General features: G+C 62.4%; 1 pseudogene. It reads left to right on the forward strand.

What is annotated here, in order from left to right:
- Positions 1-20 precede the first annotated feature (20 nt).
- Positions 21-433: pseudogene (locus EN939_RS37645) on the forward strand (GumC family protein); the annotation flags it as partial.

The following is a 433-nucleotide window of genomic DNA, read 5'->3' on the forward strand; positions in this document are numbered from 1 at the left end:
GCCCCGCGCGGGCGGCGCTCGTGGCCAACACATTCGCTCAGGTTTATGTCGACACCCTAACGAAGAAAAGGCAGGCATCCGACCAGCAAGAGCTCGATGCAATCACCGCCAGTCTGCCCGGGCTGCAAAATGATCTGCAGGCAGCGGCTGACCGCCTTGAGAAATATCGGCTGAGTCACGGAGCCATCGACCAAGGCTCGGCGGACAATGCAGCCAGGGAACGGGCCGACCTCAGCCAGCAATTGTCGATGTCAAAGGCGGATCTCGCCGCCGTGGAATCTCGGCTACGGTACGTCCAGCAGCTTCGAGAGCAAGGGGCCACTCTCATCGCCCTGGCCGAAGCTATTGGCGCGCCTGAGCTTGCCGACCTTGCGGCTCGACAGGCTCTCGCGCCGGCAGACCAGGAACTCAGAGCCACGACGCAAAGCAAGAT

Source organism: Mesorhizobium sp. M7A.F.Ca.CA.002.05.1.1, from assembly GCF_003998335.1.
Taxonomy (GTDB): domain Bacteria; phylum Pseudomonadota; class Alphaproteobacteria; order Rhizobiales; family Rhizobiaceae; genus Mesorhizobium.